Genomic DNA, 14,145 nt, shown 5'->3' on the forward strand with positions numbered 1-14,145 from the left:
TAATCACCTCATTCCCCCAGTTTCAATTAAATCAATAACTTGTTGAAACAGTTCTTCTCGGCCTACGTTTGATAGCCAATTCTTCAAATCAATGATTGTACTGTTCCCTTCCAGTAAAGATTCATATTCTGAAATGTATCTAGGTTTATCCTCGTAATACACACGAACACATCTGGATATCTTTTTAACAAAAGGATACGGGAAACCTTCCCAAATTTTTTGTTTCTGTATATCACTTCGAATGTAGTCATCAAATATTAGTTCCAATTCACTTAACACTTCATTTTGGTACATTAAAATAGACGATCCTTTAGGAGAATCCTCTTTCAATGGCATATTCTCTTGTTTGGCAGGTTCCTGTTTTCTTATCTCTAAAACTTTAGAAGGACCAGTCTCTTCTAAAGTTGTATCGATAAATTCTTCTGATTCTATTTCATCTAATTCGGATTCTTCCATAATCGCCTTTCTACGGGCCTCTTTTAGTGGAATTTCCGATACATCAACTTTATAAAGTAAGTCGTCCATCCTAATACGAGTGTGTGGTGCGTCGTCATACAGTTCTTCTATATCATCCCAACTGCATTCTTCATAAGGTAAGTACTTCCAAGCCTCCTCCATTTTCGTATCATCACGATTATAAATAGGGTAAATGTTTTCAATTACTTTACCTTTCAAATCGTGTGTTTTCATCGAACGAATCACTATTGTTCGCCCAAATGGGATTCGAGCCAACTCATCTTTAGTTACCATTGGAATTCGTTCAACAGAATCAGTAAGCGTCCGATCAGTTTCTCCTGGTTTCCCTTGTCTGGATAAAGAAAGGTTCGCTCTATTTCCTAAATCATCAATAATCGTCTCTCTAGTTTTCTTAGATTTTGTTTTTACGACAATTATATTTCCACAGTTTGATAAAATGGTAGCGGCTTCCCCTTCACCATATTTATCAACCTGCTCATAGTTCTGCATAACAAAAACATGAGAGATACCAACTTTTAATCCATCGGTCGTTTTTGCACCTTGTTCTGGAACCTTTACCATATTCCCAAATTCCTCATCTAAGTAACAAACTCTTCTTTTCAATTTTCTGTTCGGTTGACGTAACCCTTTTTTATTCAATTCCTTAAAACTTTGATCTATAAAGTTTGCAGCGATCGCATGATTTGATTTATCTTGGTCACTGACAACAATAAATACGGCCATCGGCTTTTTGCCAAATCCAAGATCCATATAATCAAACGACGTTTGAGCCATTAACTTGGCATTACCAGTTCGTCTGAAAGCTTTCATATCCGACAACATATTCGTTACTACATTCCCAATAGTAGCTGCTGCAGGCGCAGAAGCTTTAATATCTTGATATGAAATTCTAGCTGGGTGTCCTTCTGGTAATTGAGTAAAATAAAAATCAAGGACTGCTTTACCTTTGAACTCGGTAAATAAAACAGTCCTTTTTTGCTTATCCGGCTCTGCTGCGACAAGTATAGGGTGATCTACATGAGCAATTCGATCACCATTCATTTCAGCGATCATGTTCAAAATCGTGTAAACATTGATTAGTTCTGGTCGATCTAATAATAAAGCTTCCTCCATCAATGCCTGGGTTCCTGCTGAAAATAGGGCAATACTAGAATTCTGCCAAATCTTTTCCTTTGCATTATCATCATTAAAGTAGGAATAACACAATGTTGCTAGCTCCGCCTGTGCTTGATCTAGTCCTTTATTTCGTTCAACTTCAGTCTCTCCAAACAAATATTGTTTGTAATAATGTGCTACTAGCATAAGCGGATTTGTTGAATCAGATACATATGTATCTATCAGGTTTAAGAGTTTAACTACATATCCACGCTTCTCTAGTAATTTTTTCCATTTTAGATAAAGCTCTCCAGATGGATCATGAATAACCATTGATACTTTGTCCAAGACTTTTTTCGTCCGACTTAAACCGTCAATAATTTTTTCTACACCAAAAACACCTTTACCAGCTCTTGTTTCTCCTACAATTGCGGTATTGGTGCTCTCATCTGCAATATATTCTCTAACTCGTCCTTTTTCCAAATCTTCCAAGCTTCTAGGAGCCGTCCCAATTGGAATACCAGCAGGACCATCATAATCATCTAGATTGTCTGTAGCCATTGTTTCATATTGGCTATCAAGTTCTTTAGGATATGACCATCTTGACGTTGCCTCTGTCATATGTTCTTCTAAAGGCATGAATCCTTTTCTCAGCTTATACATATGCTTAACTTCAAAAAAGTATAGTACCAAAATTAGCAATACATAGAAAACAGTAGTAAACCCGCTTGAAAAAGGAAATCTAATAAAATAAACAGGCTGCCACAATCGCTCCCAATTTGCACCTGAAAATAATCCTTCAGAAAAGACGTCTGTTAACAGATCAAAAAAAGAAAATACGTAATTTACAAAAAAAGGGGTTATAGCCATTAGTAGGATACTTAATGGAATAAGTATTCTTCGTAACCCTAAAAACCGTTCAGCGTTCTTATACGGCGTTTTATCGGCATTTCTCCACGTCTGCTTCCCAAGCTTTGATTCTTTGAAGGGACGAATCATGCTTCTAAACTTCAACTTACTCATAGCTTAGTATTCGCTCGTTCTGTTCGAGCATTTCCATTGTTTGAATTGGCATTTTCGTATGCCCGTCCTCTGCTTCCTTAACCTGGTTCACAGTAGGTTCATTTTTTTCATATTGTACTGGAGATTTCTCTCGTAACAACTCAAGTTCTGCGTATTCTTTAGAAATTAATACATCTACAGCTTGTTCGTCTTCTTTGATTTCAGATAGTTCTTTAATTTCTTCTTCAAATCTTTTTTCTTGTAATTCGACATGATACTCTTCAAGTGCTCTAATCCTAAGTAATATTTTTTCTTGCCAGCCGTGCATTTCATCAATCAATGCAAACTTGCTTATTTGCTCATCATTTAAAGTTTTCATAGTCCTTAATTTGCGATAAATCTCATTAAATAGCATTTTGTTTCTTTCCATTGTTATTTCTTTTTTAGATAACTTCAATATGAAAAACTCCCTTCTTTACAATAACTCTTTGCTTTGATATTAAGGTTTAAATGGATTGTCAAGGGATAACAGAACACTGCCCTTGTCTTGACTACAAATTGTGACTGGTACAGCCTGAAATTCTTCAACAGTTTTAATCATAAAATTCTGAAACAGACGGGACGGAATGACTTCGTTCACATCGTCGAAATATTGACATATGAATTTTTCATCGTCACTAAGTATTCCGACAAATTGGTATGAATGTTCCAGTTTAATGAAAATCTCTCCATTTCCAGTGATAAATAGAGTATCTTGATTCACTGTAACTGTATCCACTTTAGCAACAAGATACCAAGTCTGGGTTCTTCTAATTTGAAACTTGTCTTTCGACGTAAAGCACATATCACTTAACTCTCTAGAATCAAGAAAGGATATCTTTGTCCCTTGGAATTCGTTTTTATTCATCAAAGGTTTTCTCCTGTTCGAAACTTTGAGTGAACTAAAAGAAGTTCCTTAACCAGTGATTCAGCTTTACTTTTAACTTCTTTCATTTCTAATACTTTAGAGTAGCGATCTTCTTTCTCATTTATTGTATTCAAATGAATGATTATTGCATCTAGGTTATTAAGATAGACCTCAACACTCTGCTCGTCATTTTCCAATTTTAATTCTTCTTCAAAATGAGAAGTTAACGTATTGATTTGTCTAACCAAGCCATTTACATAATGCATTTCTTGATACAACACTTGATAATCACGCGATATTTCTTGTACATATCTTGGATTTTCAATTTTATTAAACTTTTCAACTGACTCTAATATTTCTGATTCAGTTATTTTCTGCTCCAGACGTAGCATCAAGGCTTTTCTAATTTCCTTTTTTCCTTGCTCATTCTCAATATAATAATCAAAATGTTTTTTACTCATTTTTTCTTCATATTTGAAGTTATACCACGCATAGAGAACAAAAAAGACAATTATCACTGCAACAAAAAGAAGCATACTCACACGATCCTTTCTATAAAAAAGAAGATAGCCTTAGACTATCTTCTAACTAATTCACACCATTGATATTTGACATTCCTCTTCGCATTCTGAATTTGTTTGTGTCTCTTGAACTTCAATTTCCTGTAACAGTTCAGTAAACTTCAAATCAAATTCTTGGATTTGGTCAGCAGTGGGCTTCATGTATTCTTTTTCTGGATCTAAAGCTGCTTGTATAAAACCTGTCTCTTCATGATATGCAGTTGAATCGGCCACCTGATTTCCGTACGGAATTGCATCAACTTTTACGACAAATTCTCTTCCTTCTACTACATCTAAAACATAATCGTTCACTCGCAACCCTTTACTCTGATCTCTGACCAATTCATCTTTTAGAATTTTCACTATATCATCTCTCCCAGCAGTTTCATAGTTTACAATAATATCTTCATACACATGCATTTCTTCATTTGATTTATCAATCTTTTTCAATGCCTCAGCAAAACTTTTCACTTCAACTGTTGGTTCTGGATCTCCATGAGAAAATGAATCCCCTATTGAAAGAAATTTATCAGTAAATTTTTGATCAAAAGGATAGTTTAATGTTTTTTCGGCTTCCTCTTCAGTTAAATTATGAATCCTACCTAAAATTTCTGAACCTTTTCCTGTTTCCGCCAGGAATAAGTTCTTAATTTCAACAGTATTACCTGTCTCTTTAAATTTATTCCCTTGAAGAGTCATTTTATAACTACCCCCTAGCGAATAAACAGTAGGCGTTTTTATTGATTCTTTCCCTTCTGCTTCTCGTTCACCAAGTTTTTTTATTGCGTCTTCATATGCATGTTCATCAACATTCGTCACAATAAATCTAACTTCTTTCCGTTCCTCATCCGTTAACTTTTTATCCAAATCCTGAATATTCTGTTTGGTTTTCTCTGATAATTCACCTCTTTTATCAATTTCTTCCATAATTGATTCGTTTTCCTTTTCGAAAGAAGTTATACTTTGTTGCTGGCTTTCAGAATAATTCATTAGCTCATCGTTTTCATATAATGCTTCTGATAAATTTGAAATCGTGTCCTGTAAAGAAATGAGCATATATCGTTGTTGTAAATATTCCCTTTGCTCAGAAGTTAACTGACTTAACGTATTTACCAGAGATTCTTGATTTTCCAGCTGAAGTTTTTTCCCTTCTTGAATAACTTCTGAAAAGTTATCCATATGGATCTTACCTGGTTCAGCACCATGAATACTTGTTGATACATATTCATGATAAATTGCTTTCAGTCTTTCTACTTGATCAACACTTAAATGATTTTGTTGTACTGCTAATAAGTCACGTTGCTCATTGGATCTGCCTTCTACAGTATCAGAATACGCATTCATTAACTCTTCTCGAAAGAATTCGTTAAACGTATCTAAATATGTTTGTTCTTCTTTTGATAATGAATCATAAATCGCAATAAATTGATCTTTTTTCTCCTTGTTTTCTTGAAGAACAATTGACTGTTTTGGAAATTTTAAATAGTCTTTCAATCGATCTACTTCTTTAAAAATTGGGTTTACATCAAAATCAAAGGGTGTAAATCGGCTGACTTCCGTCTTATATTCATTTATAGATTCATCAACAAAATCATTGATTTTCTTTAAGGTATCAGAAGAAAACGCCGTTTTAATCGATTCTGCTTCATTTAAATATTGAATGTCGCCTGTTTTATGAAAAGAATTTTGATTCGATAAGTAAGCCATCACGTCCCTATCTGGGTACTCTTTCGTTGTAGGCAATTTATAAAAATCGCCTTCTCTTTCGTCAAATCTGTACTCAGTATCCAAAATGAATACTTCCCACCGCTCTGGATCAAGAGCTTCAGTCAGAGAAGGAAACACTTGATTTTTCATATAATCTGCTGTCTTCATGTTTGACAAATCAAGCGCATATTCCCGATATTCATGGTACGTATACTCAAAATTATCAAGTGTTAATTTTTCAATACAAGCTTGAATTTTTTCATTGTAGCTCTCATTGATTGATTGAACCATATCTCGTAATAATGGCTCTTCCATTCTTGAAGGAGCTGTTAATTCAATAGGTGTGTGTAGATACAATTCTTGCTGTGTTTCTACACCAATCAATGCACCTCTTAAAGATTCAATATATCGTTCATTGTCCCTAATCTCTTCCCTCCTAAAAAAACGACGGAAAATGTTTCGTTTCAAATATTTCTGCACATTTTCAGATTTATCTAATTGTTGATTCCCAACTTTAGTATATTTTTTTAGCCATTCTTTTTGAATATCCTGAACATTGATCGTATATTTGCTGCTCATTATTTATCCTCCGTTCTAACTAAAGTGTCCGGTGCATTTGCAGCTGCCCTCAGAACTCCCGAAACAGTCTGACTGAACATATGAAAAGTTACTTTAAATGGGGAATATCTCAAAGATAAAGTAACAGTTTGGTCTTTCTCTGTTTCAGGTTCAGTAGTCATATCCTTAATAATCTGTTTCTGGAACCTCACATTTCCATAGTGAGTTTCTTCTAAAGAGTACAATTGAAGAAGTGACTGCCACTTTTCAGAAATTACTAATAAAGAATTAAGTTGCTCTTGAGTTAATCTTTGGCCACTTAAAGGTTTTAACTCATAAACAGCTTCTCGGAAAATTCTTTTGTACAGATATATACTCAATGATAGAAAAAATATTGAAATAAGCTTCACAAAGAATTCTTCATACAAACTGTTGGGAATTGAAGTAGCTGTTACTAAATCATACGTTTTAGGGTTGAACGCTTGATAATAGAACATTGCCAGATATGAAAAAAAACAGTAACCAAATCGCTTGGTATGTTTCCATTCCCCATGTTGAGCTAAAGACACTCTTTCTATGCAAGCAAGAATCAAATAAACCATTATCATTAATGTTATGAACATCTCAACTTCTTTTAATAACACAGGAAAAAAAGACTCCATCGTCTCTGAAATAGCCTTTGATTGGAAAATTCCTTGTTTAATAAACGCTAAAACTAAAACCCATGCACTTGCTTTCAACATACACTGAATAATAAAACGATCAATTACCACCACATTGAACATTTGAATAAGCCAAAAACTAATTGTTTTAATGTTTGCAGTGAATGGTCTCCATGAATTGATAATAAATCTTTGTTTGACCTCATGATAGACGATAGTTATTTCATCCTTATTCTTAATTAACTCTTTTGAAAACTTTTCTGCTAGATAAACGTTTCCAATTGACAGTGCTAGTTTCCCTACAAACCAAAGTTTCTCAAAAATCAAATGGATATTGGCTTGCTTTAACTCTTTATCAACAAATCTACAGAAAAAAATCAACAAGACGAACGTGAATGCTATTTCTAAGATTGTAGTGACCAACACAAAATACTCAAACTTATTACGTTTCATTAAATATCTCCTTTCATACAAAAGGACTTCCTTTTGGGTAAGAAGTCCTTTTAGTATACATATTTTAATTGTTTACTCGCTTTTTTCATTTAGAGGAGCTTGTATTGATTCATTTTCTTTTGAGATAGCGGTCTCTGCATCCGATTCCTTAGAAGCTTTTTTGGAAGATACCGTAGTATCCTGTTTAATATGTTCATCTAAAGGTTTCACTACATCTGGTTTCATAACTAGGCTAGAGATAGTGTTAATGAATGAATCCATTTTTGTTACTGTAGCCTTAACTGTAACCTTTCTAGTGTATATTTCTGATTGTTGACCATGACTATCTTTGACTTGATACGTTAAGATATATTCTCCTTCTTTAGTTGTATCCACCACTCCTGTTATTACAATTTCTGAAGCTGGAATTATTCCATCTTCGGTATCTGTAACCGAAATTTCAGCTAATGGATCAAATGACACATTTAATTCAACTTCTGTATCTAATACTCCATGAATGACTGGCCTGTCTCCTAGGATCGTGATTTTAATCTCTTTTCTCGTTTCCTTACCCATACTATCGATTGCGATGTAAGTCAATGGATAAATACCAGGTACTTCTACATCAATTTCTGAAAATTGTTGCTGATCCAGCTTAACATCTACAGAAAGTCCAAGTTTATCGTCCTCTCTATCGAGTGCGTTTACACTTGATAAAAGAAGTTGTTCTGTTAAAATAGTTCCCACAGAGAATTCAAGATCTTCTACACCATTCAATACAGGACCTTCATTCTCTACGGTAACAATACGTTTACTAAACTCAGATTCTTTACCGAACCGGTCAGTGACTTTATAAGTAACGTAATATGTTCCTTCAGTTGTCACATCAACCGTATTTTCGATTACATTTTCTTCTGTTAAATCAATTTTTTCACCATTAAACGCAATTGCGGTGACTCCTGTTAATGGGTCAAAGTTTTGATTAATTTCATGAGAAATTTCCGGTGCATAAATCGTTGGTGCTTCATTGATTACTCTAACTGTTAACGTGATAGTTGTAGTAACACCATAACTGTTGGTAACAGCATAATCAGCGCTGTAAACACCTTCTTTTTCATTATTAATAGTTGAGCTTATCAATTCAACATTTACTGTTAAATCGCCATCCAGTTCATCAAATGCTTGTACATAATTCTTAAAATTGAATTCATTACCAATAACTAGCTCAACTTCATTAGAAGTTAAATTAATCACTGGCTTAGACGCCACGAATACTGGAACAGTTGCAACTGCTGTTTCTCCATATTTATTGGTTGCAACAACAATAAAGCTTTGAGAACCTACAGCATTCAAATTTAAATCACTTGTATCAACAAAAATCTGCACATTTGGATCTAAAGTGTCTTCAACAGAAAAATATGCATAGGGATCAAAGTTTTGACCTTTTACTATTACAATTCCATCTTGAAAATGAATAACTGGGGTACTTTTAACAGCTGGCGGAATAATTGGTTCAATCGGTACTTCCGGTTTTTTAACTGGATCTGGATTTTTCGTTCCTGTTACAGTTGGAGTAAAAACTGGCAGAGAAGTAGCCGCTTTTTCTTCTTTTTGTTGATTGATCACCCTGGCTACTGTTTGCAATTCCCTAGGAGATAATGAAGAACTATTAGATATGCCCGTTCTTGGAAAATCAGTCTTTGGCACTACGCCATATTTATCATAAGTTTTCTGAACGGAGTCTTTCTTTTCTTTTTCCCCTTGCTTCGCTTTCGGTTTAGATTCTTTAGAGTCATTATTCTCTATTGTTTTGGTGATTTTTGGGTTAGGAGCTTCAGTATCCAATAGCAGGTTACTAGCAATAACTCCTGTTGCTAGCAAGGTACCAAATAGAAGCAACCCAATTCCTGTGTATAGTTTCTTTTTACTGATTTTCTTTTCCTGATTCATTTGGTAAAAGTTCCTTTCCTAAATTTTCTAGCTTATTCAGCCATATTTTTTGATTTTCAACATCTTTTTCTTTCTTGTAGTGTTCAATCATTTCTCGACAAAGTTTAGCTGTATCAATCAATTCTCCTAAATCAGAATCCTTCAATTTTTTTTGAATTTCCTCTGCTTCAGACAAATTACTTTCTTGTATCGCTTGTATCGCTTTTACTTTGTAAGAATATGAAAGTTCTCGATCAATAACATCGCTTTTAAGCTTTTTATTTAGTATTTCAGCTTCCGATAACTTCCCTAACTCAATATACGCATGAGCAAGCATTATTTGCCTATCTTCAGATAAATCTGTTAAAGGTGATTCAACTACTTTATCCCATTTTTTTTCATAAAAAGCGAGTTCAAAAGCACCTACGTCCGTTGGGTATTCTTTTTGGAAGTCCTTCAATTCAGAAAATAGGTTCTCTTCGGTTAAATACGAAACAATTTCTTTCTTCTTATCAGGATACTCATTACAGGCTTCAATAAAGTTTCCCTTGTCTAGCAAATCATCAAATCTATTTTTTACTACCACTGCTTCTCTATCTTGTGCAGACGAAAAATAGAACTTAACTCCGACAAAAAAAGCAACAAGCATAAATGAACTACAAATTCCGACCAACACAATTTTTTTATTTACCGGAAAGAAAAAATTAATGTTCTTCTTTTTAAGTACTTTTTTTTCGTTGCTCTTCTCTGGAACAATTTCTTCTAATACCTCACTTGCTTTTTCCTCAATAGGTGGTGAAAAGCTTGTTTGAGTGAGAACTTGTCCTTTTACTTTTTCAAGACTTCTATCTAATTGATCTAGAAGTCTTTGCCCAGTTCTTTTTTTAATTTGATTATTAGTCATTCGATCATGTATCTTAGAAGAGATATCTTCATGAACAGATAGCTGATCAATCTTAATAAATTTTCCTTTATAAATATCTTTACTATTTTTGCTTAATAAAAATACAACAAACTGATTTTCTTTCAATTCATTGCTAAGTAACTCAAATTCTGGATATAGGTACTTTGTTTTTGTTAATCTAGGAGCATTAGTCTCTAGAACAGTCACCTCAATTATGGCCATCACCACCTTCTATTTACTGTGTCTTAATTTCCCAATGATTGAATGAAGCTGACAATTGCACCTACAATGGAGATACCAAATAGTGACGCACATACTCTAAAAATGATACTTTTAGCTTTTTGAGATATTTCTTGATTTGGAATCATATTGAATAGAAAAGCCCCAACTAAAACTGCAGTAGCCACCCCAGCTGAAATGTTGGTGACTAAACTGGTGATATCTTTGGTGCCCTTATTAATTGATGTTTTAATTTGCTCTTGATTCGCAGCCATCACAGTATCTGGTAAAATCATTAATACTCCAACTGCCAAAAAAAATACAGTTGCTACTACAAAAATATTTTTGAACACACCAATTCTTTTTTTTCTCCGTTGTAATTTTTCTAAACTAGTTAGTTCCACCATTATTATTCCCCCCTTGTGGCTTATTATTTTTTTCTTTAGAAGCCCTAAGGCTATTAAGAATTATTTTTTGATTCTCTGAGATAATTTGGTTATGCCAGGCAGTCATTTCTGCTTCATAATCTTTTCCTAGGGATTCCAAAATAGCTATTGCTAGCTCCTTAGTTTCCCTCTGTTTTGTTGTTAATCCCATCGTCTTTTTCCTTTCTACAAACGCAAAAAAGAAGAGCAGTTTTAAATCCCTAAACTAACTTCTTCTCTGTTTTGATTGTTAATACAACTTTCTTGCTTTTCTTTAGAGGACAATTGATAGTATTCTTTTTCTACTAGAGAATTAATCATCTCCTCATCACAACGGGTCGATTCCCACTTCTCAATTTGTTCCGTTGTATCTAGATCTTCAAATATTTCTAATTCTGTCAATGCACTAACTCTCATATCCATTTTGTCAAAAGCTGACGATTTTTGATCAAACTGAACGATTTTTGATCTTTCAGCATACGTCAACCGTTCTCCTTTGACAAAACTCTTATATTGCTCTTTTGCTTGTTCTTGATCTACCATGATTTTCACCCCCTCTCTATATAGAGTGAAATCATCTAACTAGGTGAAACTTTTTTCCCTACAACTCTTAATTCTTTTAAAAATGCTAACTCATCCAAATATTCAGCAACTGGTATTTTTTTCACCCAAGCTTTCTTAAATCCAAATCCATTCCACATGTACCCTGCTTGACTAAGCTGCTCTTTTACATGAAATGCTCCAGTAACTGCTAGATAGTAATGGAAAGAGAATAGTGCATCGACCGGGCGCATTATTTTTATCTCTAATTCTGGATACAAGCTTTGCAAAACTTCTTTTTCATTGACAGCTTCGGACTCATTTGGATATTCTTTTTCCCAAGCTTTTGCTTGTGGAAACCATTCATATCCCCGACGATTCAACAGATTTCTACATTCATATGAATTAGTAACATGTAGTGTTCTCACTAATGCAGATTCTTGAACCTCATACTTCCAATAATCCAAGGAGCCAAAATACTTCTCCAAGTTTTTCAGATCAGCTGAATCATCACCAGAAGCCCATATATCTCTTTTGTCTATAAGACCCAATGAAAGTGCTGTTAGCAAAAGTGGGTGAAGCCGTTCGTAAAATGATTTTTTGTGTCCAGATTCTCCTAAATCCATAAACTCAATATGGTGGGTCATCTCATGTAGAGCAACAATCAATATAGCTCCAGGTGGTCTTGTTAAATTGAACAACTCTATTTTTCGCTCATTGTAGATATATTGACCATGCTTACTTTTTAGTTCTTTTCCAGTAATAGATAAGTAAAAGTCTTTGTAGTAGTCTACTTTTTCAAACGTTAGTGCGACAATCTTTAGTAGCAGCTCTTTCAACTGCCTTTCTTCAGCGTTCATACACTCCCTCCTTAAGCAGTGATTCATTACAAAATCTATTTCCAAATGAGTTAAAGCCTAATGAATATGTTTTACGTTTTCAAGAACGTAGTAAAGAACTCCTCCCCTTCATTTATTTCACCGAAAGGAAGTAATTCGGTTTGCATAACCGGAAGTTGCGAGTACGGTTGTAATGGAAGCCAATACCACCTTTTATCTTTTTTTAGGAACGCTACACAGGGTGCTTTGTTCTTCAATAGAATGAATCCATTTGTTCCAATACTTTCTGCGATAGACAAACATTCATTTTCCACATTTGTAAAAGATGGTCCACTAATTGACTGCGTAAACACTAAATATGAAGTTTCTGATGGTGGGCGTATATGATAATATGTGTCCCTTTTTACGTTAACTTCTAGCTCGGGCTCAAAAAATAATAATTGATCATTCGTTTTTGCTTCGATTGTGTATTGTACTATTCGTTCTTCAAGTTTATTTTCCGATAACATTTTAAACCCTTTAATACTCGTTTCTAAATTAGCAGCCAACTCTATATATGAAATAGAAAAACAAAATTCAGGAGGTTTATTTATCATAAATTAGCCTCCAGTTATTTTGGTGTAATATACATCAGCATGCCCACATATTCCGCAGAAATGGTACGAGTAGAAACAACGCCTAAACCTACCGCATTCATTTCAGAGATCAAAATAGAACCGTCTTCATTAACTTTCTCAAGAAACGCAACGTGCCCGTATATTGGATCTGCACCTAAAACACCTGGCGCAAACGAAACAGCTGTGCCAGCTTTTGGTGTATTGCTTACTTCATAACCCCTTGTAGCGCCTGTAGCACCCCAATCAGCCCCATTTCCCATATCTAAATCAACATATCCTCCTAACTGGGTAATACGGTTATACGCATACTGCGTACAATTCAAAGGAGCATAACTATTGCCTTCGTCATAATTCACATTATTGTACGGTTCAAAGTCGCCACCAGTACCGATTTCACCTTTTTCATGATCGTACTGAGTCAGATTATAGGTCTCAATTAACCCATTCAATTTTTGATTGTAAAGAGTATCTGTCGCATACACTCCTGTTAATGCTTGTGTAGCGTTCTGATAGGTCTTAGCAACGTCTTTCCATGCACCTTTATAAATTGTCGGATTCCACTCTACGCCGTCTGTAAGTAGCGTTGAATAGTCTTCAAACGATTCTTTCGCACTTGGATATTGACAAAAAACAGAGTTGATTTGGTAGTAATTACCTGATCCATCGTCTTCAAACGTTAGGAATGTTACTGATTGCCCTTTATACTCACCCTTAATGCCAAATAAATTATTGTATGGCTCTTGAGCTAACTGACTACTTCCTGAACTTGATTCTAAAATTGCTTGAGCGATCATAATACTGGCAAATAAGTTTTTTTCTTTCCCTACCTTTCTTGCTTGATCCCCTACTTTTACAACAAATTCTTCTGTGGTCTGATTCTTTTCAAAATGAATACTTTCAGGTGTTACAGTGATTGTAGTTTCATTTTCGACAACTGGTTCTTGGGGTGATTCATAGACAGGATCAATTTGATTTGTTGGTGTCGTAACTGGTTGTTCCTGTACAACTGATTCTATTATTTCCTCGCTCGATTCCGTAGTTTCCTTCGGGCGACTGGATTCTATTGTACTTTCTGACGATTCAATCGACTGACTAGACGTTTCTTTTGTCGGTGTTTCACTGGTATTCGTTTCTTCAGGAAGTCCAACTGCACTATCACTTTCAATAATTAGATTCCGATCGACATTTTCCGCAAAACCAGGTACAGGGAATGTACTAGAAAAAATTAGTATCGCTGAAAATAGGGTTAATACTTTTTTCAAAATTCATATC

Annotated in this window: 14 protein-coding genes; all 14 read right to left on the reverse strand. The window is 34.5% G+C overall.

Features of this window, described 5'->3' with window-relative positions:
• Positions 1-3 precede the first annotated feature (3 nt).
• The gene (locus BCR25_RS05125; RefSeq protein WP_083242586.1) at positions 4-2,595 is read right to left on the reverse strand and encodes a type IV secretory system conjugative DNA transfer family protein; all 2,592 of its coding nucleotides are present in this window, start codon (positions 2,593-2,595) and stop codon (positions 4-6) included.
• Positions 2,588-3,031 carry a hypothetical protein gene (locus BCR25_RS05130; RefSeq protein WP_069662544.1) on the reverse strand — a complete coding sequence of 148 codons (444 nt, stop codon included), beginning with the start codon at positions 3,029-3,031 and terminating at the stop codon, positions 2,588-2,590. The genes BCR25_RS05125 and BCR25_RS05130 overlap by 8 nt, the downstream gene beginning before the upstream one ends.
• 42 nt (positions 3,032-3,073) lie before the next feature.
• Positions 3,074-3,481, reverse strand: coding sequence for a hypothetical protein (locus tag BCR25_RS05135; protein ID WP_069662545.1), 408 nt, complete (start codon positions 3,479-3,481; stop codon positions 3,074-3,076).
• Entirely contained in the window at positions 3,481-4,017 is a 537-nt protein-coding gene (locus BCR25_RS05140) for a hypothetical protein (RefSeq protein ID WP_069662546.1), read from the reverse strand. The genes BCR25_RS05135 and BCR25_RS05140 overlap by 1 nt, the downstream gene beginning before the upstream one ends.
• A 57-nt stretch (positions 4,018-4,074) precedes the next feature.
• A complete protein-coding gene (locus tag BCR25_RS05145; protein ID WP_069662547.1) occupies positions 4,075-6,327 on the reverse strand; it encodes a hypothetical protein in 2,253 nt (750 codons plus the stop codon).
• On the reverse strand, positions 6,327-7,421 hold the full coding sequence (locus BCR25_RS05150; protein WP_069662548.1) for a hypothetical protein: 1,095 nt from the start codon (positions 7,419-7,421) through the stop codon (positions 6,327-6,329). Before BCR25_RS05150 ends, BCR25_RS05145 begins: the two co-directional genes overlap by 1 nt.
• A gap of 72 nt (positions 7,422-7,493) precedes the next feature.
• Positions 7,494-9,350: an immunoglobulin-like domain-containing protein gene (locus tag BCR25_RS05155; RefSeq protein WP_069662549.1), complete on the reverse strand. Its 1,857-nt coding sequence runs from the start codon at positions 9,348-9,350 to the stop codon at positions 7,494-7,496.
• Positions 9,325-10,359 (reverse strand): hypothetical protein, encoded by a 1,035-nt coding sequence (locus tag BCR25_RS05160; RefSeq protein ID WP_139124524.1) that lies wholly within the window; start codon positions 10,357-10,359, stop codon positions 9,325-9,327. Before BCR25_RS05160 ends, BCR25_RS05155 begins: the two co-directional genes overlap by 26 nt.
• A gap of 119 nt (positions 10,360-10,478) precedes the next feature.
• Positions 10,479-10,859, reverse strand: a complete 381-nt coding sequence (locus BCR25_RS05165; RefSeq protein WP_069662551.1) for a hypothetical protein — start codon at positions 10,857-10,859, stop codon at positions 10,479-10,481.
• Positions 10,843-11,049, reverse strand: coding sequence for a hypothetical protein (locus tag BCR25_RS05170; RefSeq protein WP_069662552.1), 207 nt, complete (start codon positions 11,047-11,049; stop codon positions 10,843-10,845). Before BCR25_RS05170 ends, BCR25_RS05165 begins: the two co-directional genes overlap by 17 nt.
• Positions 11,050-11,090: 41 nt before the next feature.
• Positions 11,091-11,420 carry a hypothetical protein gene (locus tag BCR25_RS05175; protein WP_069662553.1) on the reverse strand — a complete coding sequence of 110 codons (330 nt, stop codon included), beginning with the start codon at positions 11,418-11,420 and terminating at the stop codon, positions 11,091-11,093.
• Between the two features lie 35 nt (positions 11,421-11,455).
• Positions 11,456-12,277, reverse strand: coding sequence for a hypothetical protein (locus tag BCR25_RS05180; protein WP_069662554.1), 822 nt, complete (start codon positions 12,275-12,277; stop codon positions 11,456-11,458).
• A 71-nt stretch (positions 12,278-12,348) separates the two neighbouring features.
• On the reverse strand, positions 12,349-12,852 hold the full coding sequence (locus BCR25_RS05185; protein WP_069662555.1) for a hypothetical protein: 504 nt from the start codon (positions 12,850-12,852) through the stop codon (positions 12,349-12,351).
• Between the two features lie 14 nt (positions 12,853-12,866).
• Complete coding sequence (locus BCR25_RS05190) at positions 12,867-14,135, reverse strand: glucosaminidase domain-containing protein (protein ID WP_069662556.1); 1,269 nt, start codon at positions 14,133-14,135, stop codon at positions 12,867-12,869.
• Between the last annotated feature and the right edge of the window lie 10 nt (positions 14,136-14,145).

The sequence above is a fragment of the Enterococcus termitis genome (genome assembly GCF_001730305.1).
In the GTDB taxonomy this organism is placed as follows: Bacteria; Bacillota; Bacilli; order Lactobacillales; family Enterococcaceae; genus Enterococcus_L; species Enterococcus_L termitis.

Bases quoted from the DNA above. Each gene is read 5' to 3' on its own strand.
- BCR25_RS05125 (WP_083242586.1), bottom strand. From the start codon at position 2,595: ATGAGTAAGTTGAAGTTTAGAAGCATGATTCGTCCCTTCAAAGAATCA.
- BCR25_RS05135 (WP_069662545.1), bottom strand. From the start codon at position 3,481: ATGAATAAAAACGAATTCCAAGGGACAAAGATATCCTTTCTTGATTCT.
- BCR25_RS05140 (WP_069662546.1), bottom strand. From the start codon at position 4,017: ATGCTTCTTTTTGTTGCAGTGATAATTGTCTTTTTTGTTCTCTATGCG.
- BCR25_RS05145 (WP_069662547.1), bottom strand. From the start codon at position 6,327: ATGAGCAGCAAATATACGATCAATGTTCAGGATATTCAAAAAGAATGG.
- BCR25_RS05150 (WP_069662548.1), bottom strand. From the start codon at position 7,421: ATGAAACGTAATAAGTTTGAGTATTTTGTGTTGGTCACTACAATCTTA.
- BCR25_RS05155 (WP_069662549.1), bottom strand. From the start codon at position 9,350: ATGAATCAGGAAAAGAAAATCAGTAAAAAGAAACTATACACAGGAATT.
- BCR25_RS05165 (WP_069662551.1), bottom strand. From the start codon at position 10,859: ATGGTGGAACTAACTAGTTTAGAAAAATTACAACGGAGAAAAAAAAGA.
- BCR25_RS05170 (WP_069662552.1), bottom strand. From the start codon at position 11,049: ATGGGATTAACAACAAAACAGAGGGAAACTAAGGAGCTAGCAATAGCT.
- BCR25_RS05175 (WP_069662553.1), bottom strand. From the start codon at position 11,420: ATGGTAGATCAAGAACAAGCAAAAGAGCAATATAAGAGTTTTGTCAAA.
- BCR25_RS05180 (WP_069662554.1), bottom strand. From the start codon at position 12,277: ATGAACGCTGAAGAAAGGCAGTTGAAAGAGCTGCTACTAAAGATTGTC.
- BCR25_RS05185 (WP_069662555.1), bottom strand. From the start codon at position 12,852: ATGATAAATAAACCTCCTGAATTTTGTTTTTCTATTTCATATATAGAG.